We start from the raw sequence: 15,099 nt of genomic DNA, 5'->3' as shown, positions 1-15,099 counted from the left end.
TCATCCGCAGGTAAATGGGCGCCTTCCCCACAGGTGCCGTGACGCCTAAGAGGCGCGCCGCCGGCCTGATGATGAACGGCAGCTTCTCCGGTTCGAGATTCAGAACTAGATCCGTAAGCACCATAGTTCGGCTGTTCTTGTGATAGAACGCGAATTCGGTGAACCCACCGGCTCCTGGAACGACAACCTGATCGAGATCTTTCGACCAGGCCTCCGGCGCCACTGCGGCCAGATCGTGATCGATCCTGACGCCGGCCCGGCAGACCTTTGCCCGATGGCGCAAGCCCGGAGCGGCCCAAGTCTGCGCTCCCTCCACATGGTTCTGCCACTCCTTGAGGAAGGTCCAGTGTGCGCTATTTGGCGCAACCAGATGCACTATCGGACCAATCTGCTCGAGCTGCTTTCTCAGCTCAAAAACGAACCGTGTTGGTGAATGAAGCAGGAGACCGCCATTCCCGAGCTGGACAACCGTCATGCGCACCGGGACTGGAATGCCCATCACGCTCAGCGGTCCGCTGTCGACGATCCAGATCCCAGGGGCGACAGGCTTGGCGACATCAAGAGGAGGATAGGTGGCGTCTTCGGGCTTCATGGTCGTGCTCCATTCAGCTTGGAGCTGGCGCAACACGCTTCGAGAGGATCTGTTCCGGGGAACTGCGTGACGGCCTGGTTCGTCTGCTGGCCAAAGCAAATCATTATGTTGCAACATACCAACGGCAGCTTTGCGCCTCGTGGCGGTCATTGCTCGGTCCCGGCCATTCAACAAGAGCTGACATGAGTTCAACGTCATATGCGCGATGGTAATCCCGTTTTTGAGCCGTGACACTGCCAGACAATGCCGCGGCTCCTCGCCCGGCCTTTGCCAAGAGCGCTGAGATTTCCTGCTGCCACGTGCCGGCGGATAAATGGTTAAGCGTGTTGTCGCCTCAGCGACGGAATAGTTTGTCTGGGCGTCGCACGTGCAGACCGCATTCAAGGAGTAGAATCGAGCTTTTGCGCTACCAACAGTCACGCTATCGCGTGTGGCGCGAGCTTTTCCCAGTTGAAGGTGACGCCGGTGCCAGGCGTGTCCGGAGCAACCGCCTGCCCCTGATCGACCATCAGAGCCCGGGTCGTATACTGGTCAATATCAAAGCTGTGCGCCTCCACCCAGCCGTCGCTCGGGCAGCCGGCAACCAGGCTCACGTGTAGCTCCTGCATCCCATGGCTGCAGACCGGAATTCCTGCAGGGCCGAATAATGCGGCCGCTCTCAACCAGCCGGTGATCCCCCCGCAATTACTGGCATCAGGCTGGATATAGGAAAGCTTCGATTGCGCCAAAGCGTATCTGAACTCGTGGATTGTATGGAGATTCTCCCCCATGGCGAGAGGCATCCCGGTGGCATCTGCTATTTCGGCATGACCAAGATAGTCATCGGGCTCGATCGGCTCTTCGAACCAGAGCAAGTTGAATGGCTCGAAAGCTCTCGCGGCGGCGATCGCCTGCTGCACGTCAAGCCCGTAATTGGCATCGACCATGAAGGTGACCTCTGGTCCGATTAGGTCGCGTACAGCGGTGACCCGCTGGACATCTTCCTCAAGCGTCGGCTGGCCGACTTTGATCTTCACCGCCGTGAAGCCGGCGTCGAGATAGCTTGTGACGTTCGAGAGAAGCTGGTCGAGCGTGAAATTGAGATCAATGCCACCGCGATAGACTTTGGCCGTGCGGCCAGCGCCGCCGGCCAGCTGCCACAGTGCCTTGCCGTCGGCTTTTCCCCGCAGGTCCCAAAGCGCGATGTCGACCGCCGACATGGCGAACGCCGTGATGCCGCCACGGCCGACATAGTGGATGTGCCACCACAGGCCGTCGTAGATGGCGTCGATGGCCGCGCCATCCTTGCCGATCAGAAAGGGCTTCAGATCGTACTCGATTACTGCCTGGATGGCGCGACCGCCTTTGCCGCCGGTATAAGTGTAGCCGGTACCCTCGCTGCCATCTGCAAGTCGAATGGTGACGGTTACGAGTTCGAAATGGGTATGGATGCCGTGCTTGGCGTCGCCCATCGCATGGCTTAGCGGCACGCGAAAAAGCTGGCAGCGAACGTCTGCGATGCTGGTGCTCACGTTCCTTGGCTCCTATCCTCGGTTCTCAGAAACAGTCTCCTGCGCACTTTTGACGATCATGTCGATCGCCACTGCTCCAGTTCCGGCCAGTTTTGAGAGCATTGCACGCACGCCAGGCTCTATGTTTGGTCTGACGAAATCGGCGTCAGAAAGACGCGTTTTCCAGCATTAGTCAATGGCAAAGCGCCGGTTGGATTTTTGGTATGACTAAAAATATAAATCGCCTTGCGCTTTGGTTGGAACTGGTGGATCAAAGGGGCTCGTGAAGCTGCAGGAATGCGCATGCTGAATGAGGTGAAGCTTTCGCCCGACATCGTTTCCCCCGCCACCTCCGCGGCGGATGCGGTGGTGGCCCGCATCGAGTCGCGCATTTCACTCGGCGAACTGCCCGACGGTTCGTTCTTGCCGGCCGAACGTGAGCTGATGGCCGAATATTGCGTCAGCCGAACGGTCGCCAGAGAGGCCGTCGCCCGCCTCGCAAGCAAGGGGTTGATCGAGGCGCGACACCGCTTCCGCCCGGTCGTCCGCCGACCCGGATACGATGCCGCTCTGTCAGCGGTCGGCGGGATCGTTTCGCATCTGCTGAGTAGCAACATAGGCGTCAAGAATTTGTACGGAACCCGCGTCTTCATCGAGGCCGCGCTGGTCCGGCAAGCAGCTCTTCACGCCCGTAAAGAGGACATTTCAGCCCTGCGTTCCGCCCTCGCGGCGAACGAGCAGGCCATCGCGGATTCACAGCGCTTCTATGTAACCGATGTCGCCTTTCACGCAGTACTCTACGAGGTGCCGGCTAATCCTGTATTCCCTTCCGTGCACAAGGCATTCACATCCTGGCTCGCGCCGCATTGGGAGCGGATGCTTCGCTCCCCGGACCGCAATCGCATCAACTATCTAAGCCACCGAGATATATTCGAAGCTATCGTCGAGCGCGATCCTGACACCGCCGAACGGGCGCTGCAGAACCACCTGGGGGCTGCCTGGGAGTATGTGCGCGGTACATTCGTCGACCCGGCCGTAGACGAGGCGCAGCGATCGCATGCGTGAGACCTACGACCACATCGTCGTCGGAGGCGGTGCCGCGGGCTGCGTCACGGCTGCGCGGCTGGTCGAGGCGGGCCGGCGCGTCCTTTTGCTGGAAGCCGGTCATTCGCACCGTCATCCGCTGCTCGACATGCCGCCCGGCATCTTCAAGATGATCAACGGCAGCAAGTTCATGCGGTATCACAGGACGACGCCGCAGGAACATCTGGACGGCCGCGTTCACGAGATCAGCCAGGGCAACGTGCTAGGCGGCGGCACGTCGGTGAACGCGCAGGTCTATATACGCGGCCGGCCATCCGACTACGAAGAATGGGACAGCCTGCTGCGCGGCAACAACGCCGGCGTGCGCTGGGATTGGCAGCATGTGCTGCCTCACTTCCGCAGAATGGAAGGCAACAACCGGCTCTACGGCGAGCGTCACAACAGCGACGGGCCGCTGCTCGTCTCCGATCCCGGTCACATCGACGATCTCTCGCGCTGGTTTGTGCAGACCGTCCAGGGTTTTGGCGTTCCCTTCACGCCCGACTTCAACGGGGAGAGTCAGCGCGGCGTTGGGTTCTACCAATTCATGAACCGGCGCGGCAAGCGCAGCAGCGCCGCCTACGCTTTTATTGAGCCTCTTCGCAGCAACCCGCTGCTCACCGTCAAGCTCAATGCCGTTGTCCACCGGGTTGTGATCCAAAACAGGCGCGCGGTCGGCGTGACCTACAACGATGGCGCCGGCGAGCGCACAGCCTACGCGGACAGCGAAATCGTCGTCTCGTCAGGGGCGCTGGTGACGCCGAAGCTGCTGATGCTCTCCGGCATCGGGCCCGCCGACGAGCTCGCAGCGCACGGCATCGATGTCGTGGCCGATTTGCCGGGGGTGGGCCAGAACCTGATCGACCACCCCGAAGTGCCCATCCTTGCGACATGCAACGGACCCTACGGTTACTTCACGCACACCGGCGGCTGGCGCATGCTCATGCACGGCATCCAGTTAAAGCTGTTCGGTACGGGCTTAGTCACCTCGGCAGGCGTTGAGGCCGGCGCTTTCATCAACCCGCTAGATCCGGACGCCGAGCCGACGATCCAGGCCTTCTGCGTTCCCTTCGTCTATCTCGACCGCGACCTGCTGCAGCTCATCAAGCCCACCTATGGTGTCACGGTGACTACGGTGGTCACCAAGCCGAAGTCGCGCGGCTTTGTGAAACTGGCTTCCGCCGATCCGGCCGCCATGCCGATTGTCTCGCCGCATCTGCTCAAGCACTCGGACGACATGGCAACGATGATTGCCGGACAACGCTTCTTCCTGCGCGCCTTCCAGAACCCGCCGCTTGGCGACCGCATCCACCGGATCCTGAGGCCGGAACCGGACAATTTAGGCGACGGAGCCCTCGCGTCGCACTGCAAGAAGATGGTAAAGACAAACTACCACCCAGCCGGTACGGCGCGCATGGGCGCTGACGGAGACCGGATGGCTGTCCTGGATGCGGCGATGCGGGTTCGTGGAGTGGATAACCTTCGCGTCGCCGACATGTCAGCCTGTCCGAACATCAATTCAGGCAACACGGCCGCGCCGGCGATGATGCTGGGAGATCGATGCGCCACCTTCGTGCTGCAAGCTCAGCGACAGGAGCAGCGACATGTCGCTTGAGGGCAAATCGGTGCTGGTTACCGGGGCCGGCAAGGGCATCGGCCGTGCCACCGCCGTCATGCTGGCCGAGCACGGCGCCAAGGTGGTGGCGATGAGCCGCTCGGAAAGCGATCTCGATACCCTTGCTGCCGAAATCGGCTGCGCGACTATCGTGGTCGATCTCGCCCATGCGGAGGCGACCCGCGGCGCCGTGTGCCGCGCCGTGCCGGTCGACTTGCTCGTCAACAATGCCGGCACCACTATCCTCGAGCCGTTCCTTGAGACCAGCACCGAAAGCCTCGACCATCTCCACGCCGTCAACACCCGCGCTCCCATGATCGTGGCGCAGGAATATGCCCGCGACCGTATCGCCAGGGGATTGGGCGGCGCCATCGTCAACGTCTCCAGCAACGCCGCCTGGATGGGCTGGGCCGACCACGCCGCCTACTGTGCCAGCAAGGGAGCCCTCGACGCGATGAGCCGCGTCATGGCCAACGAACTCGGCCGCCAAGGCATCCGCGTCAACTGCGTCAACCCGACGGTGACGCTGACGCCGATGGCCGAAAAGGCCTGGAGCGACGCGGCGAAGGCCCAATCGATACTGAACCGCATTCCGCTTGGCCGGTTCCTACAGCCCAAGGACGTTGCCGCGGTCATCCTCTTCCTTCTAAGCGATGCCGCGGGCACCCTCAACGGGCTCACTTTGCCCGTCGACGGCGGCTTCGCCATCAACTGAACAACGGAGGAAGTGCCTGGCAACTGCAGTCGAACGTGCATACAAACAACCAAAGCCCAATGGGAGGAACGTCATGAAGATCACTCGTCGCCATCTACTAATTTCGTCGGCTGCGACCGCCGCCGCTGCCTCGTTCGCGAGCCGCGCCTTCGCTGCGGCCCCGCCGCTCGCCAAAAAGGACACCTATAAGGTTGGCTTTGCCCAGACCGAGTCGAACAATCCCTGGCGTTTGGCCCAGACCAAGTCCATGCAGGACGAGGCGGCCAAGCGCGGCTGGCAGCTGGTCTATACCGATGCCGCAGGCTCGGCGGCCAAGCAGGTCGCCGACGTCAACTCCATGATCGCCCAGCAGGTCGACCTAATCTTCCTCGCCCCGCGCGAGGAAGTGCCGCTGATCCCGGCCATCATGGCGGCCAAGGGGGCCAACATCCCCGTCATCCTGCTCGACCGCAACGTCGACCAGAGCTTGGCCAAGCCCGGGGAGGACTATGTCACCTTCATCGGTTCGAACTTCGTCGAGGAAGGCCAGCGCGTCGCCGACTATCTGGTCGCCATGGGCAGCGACAAGAAAACGATCATCCAGCTCGAAGGCACCGTGGGCTCCTCGCCGGCCAACGATCGCAAGAAAGGCTTCGACGACGTCATTGCCAAGCACCCTGACTACAAGATCGTTGCCTCGCAGTCGGGCGACTTCGCGCGCGACAAGGGCCGTCAGGTCGCCGAGACGCTGCTGCAGGCGCACCCGGAAGCCAATGTCATCTATGCCCACAACGACGAGATGGCGATCGGCGCCATCGCAGCGCTGGAGGCTGCTGGCCGCAAGGCCGGTCGTGACGACTGCCTGGTGTTCTCGATCGACGGCGGCAAGGAAATCGTCCAGCTCGTCGTCGACGGCAAGGTCGAGGCGGTGGTCGAATGCAACCCGCGCTTCGGTCCGAAGGCGTTCGACACGGCGGTCGCCTATGCAAACGGCGACCAGATCCCGCCAGTGCTCATAAACCCCGACGAGCTCTACACGCCCGAGAACGCTGCCAAGCTGATCGGCTCCGCGTATTGAGATGAAGCAGGCCGCCCGCTGGCTCCGGCGAGTGGCCTGTTCTATCCTTGCTGAATCTCGCTCTGACTGGCTCTGACTGGGGGAATCGCCGATGCCTGACGGCCTTTTGCTCTCCATGCGGGGCATCGACAAACGGTTCACCGGTATCCCGGCGCTGACGCAGGCTTCGCTCGAGGTTGCGGCTGGCGAGGTCCATGCGTTGATCGGACAGAACGGGGCCGGCAAGTCCACCCTCATCAAGGTGCTGACCGGCTACTACCGTCGCGACGGGGGCGAAGTCCTGTTTCAGGATACGCCGTTTGAGGTAACGTCGCCTCAGCGTGCGCAGGCAAGCGGCATCAGCACCATCTACCAGGAGATCAACCTGGTGCCGATGCGGAGCCTCACGGAAAACATCTGCCTGGGACGCGAAAAGCGCCGCTTCGGCCTACTCGACTGGAGCGCCATGCATGACGACGCCGAGCGTCTGCTCAGTCGGTTCGGCATCAAGCTCGACGTGCGGCGCCCGTTGATGGAGTTTTCCACGGCGACGCAGCAGATGGTCGCCATCGCGCGCGCAATCGGCTTTTCGGCACGCTTGGTGATCATGGACGAACCCACCTCCTCGCTCGACGAGCAGGAGGTCCAGGTGCTGTTCAAGGTCATCCGCCAGCTGAAGGCGGAAGGCGTTTCAGTCGTCTACGTCTCGCACAAGCTCGACGAACTCTACGAGGTCTGCGACCGGGTTACGATCATGCGCGATGGACGCACGGTGCGAACGGCCGCGATGGCGGAAATCGAAAAGCTCGAACTGGTCTCGGCAATGCTCGGCCGTGACGTCAGCAAGGCGCAGGGCCATGCGACCGCATTCCGGAAGCCCGCGCGCGACGCCGGCGGTGAGACGGTGTTGACTGCGACGTCGCTCGCCACCCGCCAGGCGGTGCACGACGTCAGCTTCGCGCTTCAGCGCGGTGAGATCGCAAGCTTCGCGGGTCTGCTGGGCGCCGGCCGCACCGAAACCGCACGCGTGGTCTTTGGGGCGGACCGCCCGCGCGCCGGCAGCATGTCGCTAAGCGGCGAGCCATATTCACCGACCCATCCGCGCGACGCCATCGACGCGGGGCTGGGCTTCGTCACGGAGGATCGCAAACTCGAAGGCATTGTCCCAGAGATGAGCGTCGCCGAGAACCTCACCCTGGCGCTGCTCCCGCGCATCAGCCCGTATGGGATTGTCAAAGAAGAGCGGCAGCGCGAAATCGTGGAACGCTTCATCAAGGACCTGGCCATCAAGTGCTCCAGTCCGGACCAGAAGATCCGCGAGCTCTCCGGTGGCAACCAGCAGAAGGTTCTGCTGGCCCGTTGGCTGGCGATGAACCCGGATATCCTCATTCTCGACGAGCCGACTCGCGGCATCGATGTTGGCGCAAAGGGCGAGATCCAGCGCCTCATCCGTTCGCTTGCCGACAGTGGAATCGCCGTCCTCATGATTTCCTCCGAACTGGAGGAGGTGACGGAAGGCGCAGATCGGGTTTTCGTGCTGCGCGATGGCCGCACTGTCGCTGAGTTGACGGACGATGCGATCACCGACGACAACATCCTTGCAGCGATGGCGCAGGGGCACATCAACCACGAGGAGACGCGGCCGTGACCGAGGTCGCTCGACGCCGGTCCGGTCTGAACGCGAGCGGGGGCTTCTCGCTGATCGCCTTCGGTGCCCGCTACGGCACGCTGATCGCGCTCGTCCTGCTCATCCTCTTCAACCTCGCCTTCACCCGCAATTTCGCAACCCTGCAGACGCTCAACGTCAACCTGACGCAGGTCTGCACCATCGTCATCGTAGCCACCGGCATGACGCTGGTCATTGCCACAGGCGGGATCGATCTGTCGGTCGGGTCGATGATGGCCATTGCCGGCGCGCTGGCACCGCTGATCTTCCTGAGCCCCCTCTTCGGCGGTCATGTCGCGCTTGCCGTCGCGGTAGCGATGGTGGCGGCTGTGCTGGCCGCGACGTTGTGCGGCCTGTTCAATGGCTGGCTAATAGCGCAGTTTCGAATACAACCGATCGTGGCTACACTTGTCCTTTTCATCGCTGGCCGTGGCATCGCTCAGGCACTGACCAACTCGAATCTCCAGGTCTTCAAGGTGCCGGAGTTCCAGTGGATCGGCCTGGGCCGTCCGCTTGGGATTCCGGTCCAGGTCATCGTCATGATCGTGCTGGTAGCCCTCGCGGCGTGGATGCTGCGGCGGACCCGGTTCGGCCGCTCGATCCTCGCCACCGGAGGAAACGAGCGTGCTGCGGAGCTCGCGGGGATTGGGGTCAAGCGGACAAAGCTCGCCGTTTATGCGATCTCCGGTTTCTGCGCCGGCGTCGCGGGACTGGTTATTATCGCCATCAACTCGGCGAGCGACGCCAATCTCGTCGGCCTCGGCATGGAGCTCGACGCCATCGCCGCGGTCGCAGTCGGCGGTACCCTTCTGACCGGCGGCCGAGCCACCATCCTGGGCACGCTGATGGGAGCCCTGACCATCCAGCTTGTGCGCTACACGCTGCTCGCCAACGGCGTCCCCGACGCCGCGGCACTCATCGTCAAGGCCGCGATCATCGTGGTTGCGGTCTGGCTGCAGCAGCAAAGGCGCGACGCATGAATCGCGCGCGCCTCGCTCGGCTGGTCGGGACCTACGGCGTGCTGATCGCGCTCGCCGCGCTCATTCTTTTCGGCTGGTGGCGCTACGACAATTTCCTCGGGGCCTTCAACGTGACGACTGTCATTCGCTACAACGCCATGTTCGCATTGATCGCGCTCGGCATGTGCTTCGTCATCATGACAGGGGGAATCGATCTAAGCGTCGGCTCGACTGCGGCACTGGGCAGCGTCGCAGCGGCGCTTGCCAGCCACTATGGCATCGTACCTGGCATCGCGGCGGGAGTGGGCGTCGGGCTGGTGGTCGGCGCCGTCAATGGCGTCCTGATCACCCGGGCCAACATCATGCCGTTCATCGCGACCTTGGCCACGCTTCTGGCGGCAAGCGGCGCTGCCTTGCTGCTCTCCAACCAGACCTCCGTGCCGATTTCGTCCACCAGTGGCTTCATGCACGTCGGCATGGGATCGATGTGGATCGTGCCGATTCCGACAGCGATAGCGATCGTCGCCTATTTCTTTGGCTCGATTATCCTGAACTACACGGCCACCGGGCGTACCGTGCTCGCCATCGGAGGGGGCGAGGACGCCTCGCGCCTAATGGGACTTCCGGTCGCGCGCGTCACTTTCCTTGTCTATCTCGCCAGCGGGAGCCTCGCGGGGTTAGCGGGGGTGTTGCTCGCGGCTCTGGGCTTCGCGGGCCAGCCGACAGAAGGGGTCGGCTGGGAGCTGTTCGCGATTGCCGCGGTTGTGGTCGGCGGTACGCTGCTCTCAGGCGGCAGCGGTTCCGTCGTCACCACGCTCGCCGGCGTGCTGTTGTTGGGAATTCTCTTCAACGTTCTGAACTTCGAGAACGGCAAGGGATGGATTTCGCTATCCGCCGCCTGGCAATCGGTCGTGCGCGGGCTCTTCCTTCTTATCGTGGTGCTTCTCCAGGCGCGGCTCACGCGTGGAGGCGTCGAACGATGAGGTTACACGTTGGCAGCCCCAAAGTGAGACAGGATTGAGCCTGAAACATCCTGCTTGATGTCATTGCTGCAGATGAACATGTAGAGTGGTGACCTTTCAGAGTTCAGTCGTCGGCGGAGAAGAATGGGTCAGCACGGTGTAAAAAGCCCGTTCCTGTGGCGGCGGCTTGTAGCAAAAACGCACGAGGTCACGCTGTTTACTCAGCATTCACGTTAGGTTGCTCGACACCTGACACTCAGGACGGTTCGGCGCCTCCAGCAGAGCCGGTCAACCAACATCAGAGCCAGAGGCCGCATTCTAGCGGCCGGCGTCTACTTCGGGTCAATTCACGACATCGGACGTTGGAGGTTGAAGGTCCGCTAATTGTTCTTCCCCGACCACAAACGGACCTACTGCTCCCGGCCCCATTCCAGACATTTGAAGTTCGGCACGGACCCCCGGCTCCTAGGTCGAAGCGGCTGACCAATTGGTCACCGGTTGGTTTGCTTTGTGTGTTCTCCGCCTAGCGGCATTGCACCAAACGAATCCCCAGCTTTCGAGCCGGAAAACCCTGTGATTTCAATGGCGGAAAGCTAGGGACTAAAAAGGCGCACTCCCCAGCTTTGGAGAATATGGGCCGACAGAGAGCAAAAAGGCACCTTCACTACCAGCAGCAGTCCCCAGCTTTCGGCCGAAGGGCCTGCTGTTCTGCGGGGTTTCGGGGCGACCAAGTCTACGCAGAGAACGTTCTGGGAGAATTGAGTGGTAGCGGGAGAGGGACTTGAACCCCCGACCCCAGGATTATGATTCCCGTGCTCTAACCAACTGAGCTACCCCGCCAGGGCGGCGAAAGGTCCGAAATCCGCCTTAAATCAGAAGGCATGTCGAAGCGTTCGCCAAGGTCGGGCGGATATAAGGTTGGGACGCCAAGCCTGTCAAGCATCGATGCAGCCGGCATGCCGCCACTTGTATCGCATCGTGCTTTTCCGAAATCGGAATCGATCTTCCGTAACCATGCGAAGGTCACCGTCTTGAGACGTGTACCTTGTGCGTCCAAGCGGACGCACGTCGCTCTAATGGCCGGAAAGCATTGCCGGGCAGATAATTGGGCACAGAAATGCCGGGGTTGAGTTCGGCGGGGCGCGCCGCTATGTCTCGGCCACGAAATTCTAGAGTTGGAATTGATGAAACCGCGCATTGCAGTCCTCGGTTGCGGATACTGGGGCAGCAACCACATCCGCACCCTCAAGGCGCTCGGCGCGCTGCACGCGGTCTCGGACGTCAACCCTGCCCGCGCCGAAGGCTTCGCCAGTGAGCAGGATTGCCTGTCGATCGAGCCGGAGGCGCTGTTTGTCCGCAGCGACGTCGATGCCATCGTCATGGCGCTGCCGCCGCAGTTCCACGCCGATATGGCGGTGCGCGCCGTCCAGGGCGGCAAGGACGTGCTGGTGGAGAAGCCGATCGCGCTGACAGTGTCCGATGCCGAGCGCTCGGTGAAGGCGGCGGCCGACAATGGCCGCGTCTTCATGGTCGGCCATGTACTGCGCTTTCATCCAGCCTTCGAGACGCTGAAGGCGCTGATCGACAATGGCGAGCTCGGCGAGGTCCGCTATATCCATTCGCACCGCCTCGGGCTCGGCAAGTTCCATACCGAGAACGACGCGCTGTGGGACCTTGCGCCGCACGATCTATCTATGATCCTGGCCATCACCGGCACGGAACCGATCGAAGTGCGCGGCGAGGGGGCAGCGCTCCTCGACAATCTCAGCGATTTCGCGCATCTGCACATGCGCTTTCCCAACGGTCTGCGCAGTCATCTCTTCGCGTCGCGGCTCAACCCTTACCGCGAACGGCGGCTGACCGTGGTCGGCACCAAGGCGATGGCGGTGTTCGACGATGTCGAGCCGTGGGAGCGCAAGCTCGCCGTCTACCGCCACGCGGTATGGCAAGACAGCGGCCAATGGGCCTTCACCACCAACGAGCCGTCCTACGTGGCGGTGGGCGAGGGCATGCCGCTGACGCGAGAGCTCGAGCATTTCATCCAGTGCATCGAGACGCGGGCAGAACCGCGCACCAGCGGCGAGGAAGCCATCAGGGTGCTGCGTATCCTGACCGCTGGCACGGTTGCCCACACCGGATCGCCTTCCTGAAAAAGTGCGGCTGTATGAGAGCCTGATCCATCCCGAGAGAATCGGGATTATCGTCTATTCGGCGGGAACCTGCGCAGGCCGGGCCGCCAGTCGCGTCAGCATCGCCTCGGCCTCGGCGCCGCGTTCGGAACGCTCGATGAAGCCGCCGCCGAAAACACGGGCCTCGTTGCCATCGTCGGAATAGAGCACGCAGGCCTGGCCGGGCGCGATACCGGACTCGCCGTCGACCAGTTCCACCGAAGTGATGCCGGCTTTGTGATGCAGCACGGCCGGGCGCGGTGGGCGTGTCGAGCGGACCTTGGCGAAAAGCTCCAGCCCAGCCGCCGGGATATCTGACAGTGCAGCGTCGCCCAGCCAGTTCATGTCGCGCAAATAGATCTTATGCGTCTCCAGCGCCTCGCGCGGGCCAACGACGACGCGGGCCCGGTCGGCGTCGAGATGGACGACGTAGAGCGGCTCGCCCGAGGCGATGCCGATGCCGCGGCGCTGACCGATCGTGTAGCGCAAAATGCCTTCATGGCGGCCGAGCACGCGGCCGTCGATATGGACGATGTCGCCCGGATTGGCAGCAGTCGGCTTCAGCTTGGCGATGATGTCGGAATATTTGCCCTGTGGCACGAAGCAGATGTCCTGGCTGTCCTGCTTGGCGGCGACCGTCAACCCCATTTCCTCGGCGATGGCGCGAACCTGCGGCTTCGACAGGCCGCCGAGCGGAAAGCGCAGATAGTCAATCTGCGCCTGCGTGGTGGCGAACAGGAAATAGCTCTGGTCGCGGTCCGCGTCGACCGGCCGGTACAGTGCGCGATGGGCGCCATTGGCGCCGGAGCGAATGTAATGGCCGGTGGCCAACGCGTCGGCGCCAAGCTCCTTGGCGGTCGCCAGCAGGTCGGCGAACTTCACCGTCTGGTTGCAGGAAACGCAAGGGATCGGCGTTTCGCCGGCCACATAGCTCTCGGCGAAGGGGTCGATCACCGCCTTGCGGAAGCGCTCCTCGTAATTGAGCACATAATGCGGAATGCCGAGCGTCTCAGAGACGCGGCGGGCATCGTCGATGTCCTGGCCGGCGCAGCACGAGCCGGCCCGGTGCGTTGCCGCGCCATGGTCGTAGAGCTGCAGCGTGACGCCGACGACATCATAACCTTCGCGCTTCAAAAGACCGGCAACGACCGACGAGTCGACGCCGCCCGACATGGCGACAACGACGCGGGTATCTTCGGGACGTCCGGGAAGGTCGAGGCTGTTCATGGTTCTTTCGTTCTGCACGGCGCCCTGGATGAGGGCGCTTGAATGCCAATGGCAGGAATATAGGTCAAGCTTTCCGGGTGCGCCAGCTTCGCGAACCGGCCGATTTTTTTGAACGGATTCGGCGCTTGCGGGCAGATGTCTCAAATGCCGACGAAAAGACTAACGCGGCGTTCATGATCCTTACCTAGCTATTAGGGTTCGCTTAGGCAATTTTTAAAGCTGTGGCGGTAATGTGGTGGGGATTGGGTCTTTGAGTTTTTAGTAGAGAGTACGATGACCGATCTTGTTAGACCGCGCGTCAAATATGTTATCGGGCCTGACGGCAGCCCCCTTACGATTGCCGATCTGCCGCCGACGAACACACGTCGCTGGGTTATCCGGCGCAAGGCGGAAGTGGTCGCGGCTGTACGGGGTGGGCTTTTGAGCCTCGAAGAGGCGTGCCAGCGCTACAAGCTGACCACCGAGGAATTCCTGTCCTGGCAGGCGTCGATCGACGAATATGGCCTTGCCGGGCTGCGCACGACGCGCATCCAGCAATATCGGCATTAAGGCTTGGTTCAAGGAAGTCAAAAGGCGCGACAATCCGCGCCCTTTTTGCTTTGCCGCAACGGTCCTCTCTGCTTCAGACCGTCAGCATCTTGCCGATCGGCCTGGCGGCGAGAAAGGCATGGATAGCGCCTGCGTCTTCGAGCGGTCTTTGCCACATTAGGCGGCAAGCTCATTCGCATCGATCTGCCAAGTTCCACAAGGCCTGCGCGATTCGGGCCCGATGGACATCCGCTCGACGCGCCGAACTCGGCCAGAACCTGGTGGGCTGCCCAATCAGATAAGGTCCTGGTCGGAACCGCATGCGCCCGACATTAGGGATGCCCGGATGCGGCCGGTCGCGGAACATGAAGGGGATCGGTGGCGTAAGCCCGAAATTGACGGCTGCTCGACCAATGACCGGCGACGTTCCAGATGAGCAACGCCCTGATCGCTGGGTGTCGACTGGCTTTAAGCCTTGTTTTCAGCCGATCATGGCGCTGCGGCCGCCGGTTTCGGCGTCTCGGATCTTGGTGTCGCGTGATTCGAGCATTTCTGCTTTGGAAAGCTCCGCTTCGGCTTCGCCGAGCAGTGATTCGGCAACGCTTCGTTGCTGGGCGAGGTCGCTTTGCGAATTTCTGAGATTGTCGCGGCGCAGGCGCGCTGCCTTGGCGAAGGTCGGATAGGCAAAATGGTTGATGTCGGTGATGCCGGCTTTCTTTTCTTCGGCAGTGATCTGGAGCTCCAGTTCGACGGCCATGCGCTCGAATTCGGCGATCATCATGTCGAGTTGCAGCAACTGCCGCCGCTTCTCGTTCACCTGAAACTGCTTCAGCCGAACGAGGTTTTCACGTGACTTCATGATTCGGTACTCCTGGAAACGCACACCTGCACATATCGTCCAATCCACCTGGCAAACTCAGGCTTCACCCGTCTCCACCGACTTTACCGGAACTATAGGAAACAAATTCCTAAAGTTTTTTGCCGGCGGTAACCATTCGTTTACGGGCATTGTTAATCATACGGCTCAGGGCTTAAGGCCGGGTAAAAATTCCGGCTCT

13 protein-coding genes and 1 tRNA gene are annotated in these 15,099 nt (G+C 61.9%); 9 read left to right on the top strand and 5 right to left on the bottom strand.

All coding sequences use genetic code 11. The features are described 5' to 3' along the window. Positions 1-592: DUF4336 domain-containing protein (locus NKH36_RS25700; RefSeq protein ID WP_352965054.1), on the bottom strand; the 592-nt coding region annotated here is incomplete at its 3' end. Between the two features lie 416 nt (positions 593-1,008). After that, the gene (locus NKH36_RS25695) at positions 1,009-2,103 is read right to left on the bottom strand and encodes a mandelate racemase/muconate lactonizing enzyme family protein (RefSeq protein ID WP_352961397.1); all 1,095 of its coding nucleotides are present in this window, start codon (positions 2,101-2,103) and stop codon (positions 1,009-1,011) included. Between the two features lie 282 nt (positions 2,104-2,385). Here NKH36_RS25695 and NKH36_RS25690 point away from each other — a divergent pair, with 282 nt between their 5' ends. From NKH36_RS25690 to NKH36_RS25660, 7 genes are all read left to right on the top strand, one after another. Then, positions 2,386-3,147: an FCD domain-containing protein gene (locus NKH36_RS25690; RefSeq protein ID WP_352955251.1), complete on the top strand. Its 762-nt coding sequence runs from the start codon at positions 2,386-2,388 to the stop codon at positions 3,145-3,147. After that, positions 3,140-4,780, top strand: coding sequence for a GMC family oxidoreductase (locus tag NKH36_RS25685; RefSeq protein WP_352961399.1), 1,641 nt, complete (start codon positions 3,140-3,142; stop codon positions 4,778-4,780). The genes NKH36_RS25690 and NKH36_RS25685 overlap by 8 nt, the downstream gene beginning before the upstream one ends. After that, positions 4,770-5,495: an SDR family oxidoreductase gene (locus NKH36_RS25680; RefSeq protein WP_352961401.1), complete on the top strand. Its 726-nt coding sequence runs from the start codon at positions 4,770-4,772 to the stop codon at positions 5,493-5,495. The genes NKH36_RS25685 and NKH36_RS25680 overlap by 11 nt, the downstream gene beginning before the upstream one ends. Before the next feature lie 73 nt (positions 5,496-5,568). Continuing rightward, positions 5,569-6,552, top strand: coding sequence for an ABC transporter substrate-binding protein (locus NKH36_RS25675; protein ID WP_352961403.1), 984 nt, complete (start codon positions 5,569-5,571; stop codon positions 6,550-6,552). A gap of 91 nt (positions 6,553-6,643) precedes the next feature. Next, on the top strand, positions 6,644-8,179 hold the full coding sequence (locus NKH36_RS25670) for a sugar ABC transporter ATP-binding protein (protein WP_352961405.1): 1,536 nt from the start codon (positions 6,644-6,646) through the stop codon (positions 8,177-8,179). Between the two features lie 26 nt (positions 8,180-8,205). Continuing rightward, a complete protein-coding gene (locus tag NKH36_RS25665) occupies positions 8,206-9,177 on the top strand; it encodes an ABC transporter permease (protein ID WP_352955273.1) in 972 nt (323 codons plus the stop codon). Continuing rightward, on the top strand, positions 9,174-10,139 hold the full coding sequence (locus NKH36_RS25660; protein WP_352955247.1) for an ABC transporter permease: 966 nt from the start codon (positions 9,174-9,176) through the stop codon (positions 10,137-10,139). Before NKH36_RS25665 ends, NKH36_RS25660 begins: the two co-directional genes overlap by 4 nt. Positions 10,140-10,881: 742 nt before the next feature. On the opposite strand, the gene NKH36_RS25655 is transcribed toward NKH36_RS25660, so the two are convergent. Next, positions 10,882-10,958: transfer RNA gene (locus NKH36_RS25655), tRNA-Met, on the bottom strand. 344 nt (positions 10,959-11,302) lie between these two features. Here NKH36_RS25655 and NKH36_RS25650 point away from each other — a divergent pair. Beyond that, positions 11,303-12,268, top strand: a complete 966-nt coding sequence (locus NKH36_RS25650) for a Gfo/Idh/MocA family protein (RefSeq protein ID WP_352961407.1) — start codon at positions 11,303-11,305, stop codon at positions 12,266-12,268. A gap of 54 nt (positions 12,269-12,322) precedes the next feature. Here the strand turns inward: NKH36_RS25650 and mnmA are convergent, their stop codons facing one another. Further along, positions 12,323-13,513 carry a tRNA 2-thiouridine(34) synthase MnmA gene (gene mnmA, locus NKH36_RS25645; RefSeq protein WP_352961409.1) on the bottom strand — a complete coding sequence of 397 codons (1,191 nt, stop codon included), beginning with the start codon at positions 13,511-13,513 and terminating at the stop codon, positions 12,323-12,325. A 273-nt stretch (positions 13,514-13,786) separates the two neighbouring features. On the opposite strand from mnmA, the gene sciP reads away from it, so the two are divergent. Continuing rightward, positions 13,787-14,062: a CtrA inhibitor SciP gene (gene sciP, locus NKH36_RS25640; RefSeq protein WP_006203587.1), complete on the top strand. Its 276-nt coding sequence runs from the start codon at positions 13,787-13,789 to the stop codon at positions 14,060-14,062. 460 nt (positions 14,063-14,522) lie between these two features. On the opposite strand, the gene NKH36_RS25635 is transcribed toward sciP, so the two are convergent. Beyond that, a complete protein-coding gene (locus tag NKH36_RS25635; RefSeq protein WP_029349790.1) occupies positions 14,523-14,900 on the bottom strand; it encodes a flagellar export protein FliJ in 378 nt (125 codons plus the stop codon). Positions 14,901-15,099: the final 199 nt, after the last annotated feature.

Source organism: Mesorhizobium sp. M1312 (assembly GCF_040318115.1).
Lineage (GTDB): Bacteria > Pseudomonadota > Alphaproteobacteria > Rhizobiales > Rhizobiaceae > Mesorhizobium.
The sequence above is the reverse complement of the archived record's forward strand: the minus strand, read 5'-3'. Positions and strand labels throughout refer to the sequence as shown.

Excerpts from the sequence above, each read along its gene's own strand:
- sciP (WP_006203587.1), top strand. The coding sequence starts at position 13,787 with ATGACCGATCTTGTTAGACCGCGCGTCAAATATGTTATCGGGCCTGAC.
- NKH36_RS25660 (WP_352955247.1), top strand. The coding sequence starts at position 9,174 with ATGAATCGCGCGCGCCTCGCTCGGCTGGTCGGGACCTACGGCGTGCTG.
- NKH36_RS25650 (WP_352961407.1), top strand. The coding sequence starts at position 11,303 with ATGAAACCGCGCATTGCAGTCCTCGGTTGCGGATACTGGGGCAGCAAC.
- NKH36_RS25670 (WP_352961405.1), top strand. The coding sequence starts at position 6,644 with ATGCCTGACGGCCTTTTGCTCTCCATGCGGGGCATCGACAAACGGTTC.
- NKH36_RS25675 (WP_352961403.1), top strand. The coding sequence starts at position 5,569 with ATGAAGATCACTCGTCGCCATCTACTAATTTCGTCGGCTGCGACCGCC.
- NKH36_RS25680 (WP_352961401.1), top strand. The coding sequence starts at position 4,770 with ATGTCGCTTGAGGGCAAATCGGTGCTGGTTACCGGGGCCGGCAAGGGC.
- NKH36_RS25690 (WP_352955251.1), top strand. The coding sequence starts at position 2,386 with ATGCTGAATGAGGTGAAGCTTTCGCCCGACATCGTTTCCCCCGCCACC.
- NKH36_RS25635 (WP_029349790.1), bottom strand. The coding sequence starts at position 14,900 with ATGAAGTCACGTGAAAACCTCGTTCGGCTGAAGCAGTTTCAGGTGAAC.
- NKH36_RS25685 (WP_352961399.1), top strand. The coding sequence starts at position 3,140 with ATGCGTGAGACCTACGACCACATCGTCGTCGGAGGCGGTGCCGCGGGC.
- mnmA (WP_352961409.1), bottom strand. The coding sequence starts at position 13,513 with ATGAACAGCCTCGACCTTCCCGGACGTCCCGAAGATACCCGCGTCGTT.